The 275-nt window shown below is 57.1% G+C and carries 1 protein-coding gene; it reads right to left on the bottom strand.

All coding sequences use genetic code 11. The annotated features are described in order from the left end of the window. Positions 1-275 (bottom strand): hypothetical protein (locus AUR65_RS19410; RefSeq protein WP_146047453.1); only part of this gene is annotated, 275 nt, incomplete at both ends.

Here is a 275-nt window from a genome sequence, read left to right as displayed (position 1 = left end):
TACTCCTCGTCGAACAGCGCCTTGATGAGGTAGCTGAGAATCTCGTTTGCGACGAACGCTTGTCCGTACTGCTCGCGGCCCATGATCATCCGCATGATATCGTGGAAGTGGTCGACCTTGTCCTGAATCGCGTCCGCCCGATTCCGTCCAGCGTCGAGTGCCGGCCGAATATCGAAAAAGGAAAACGCGGGAATCGTCTCGGGGACGCGGAACTGGTAGACATCGTCCAGCCCGTTGAAGCGCTCGTAATGACTCCGAAGGTAGTTGGCGCACAT

The organism is Haloferax marisrubri, from assembly GCF_001469875.2.
Taxonomy (GTDB): domain Archaea; phylum Halobacteriota; class Halobacteria; order Halobacteriales; family Haloferacaceae; genus Haloferax; species Haloferax marisrubri.
The sequence above is the reverse complement of the archived record's forward strand: the minus strand, read 5'-3'. Positions and strand labels throughout refer to the sequence as shown.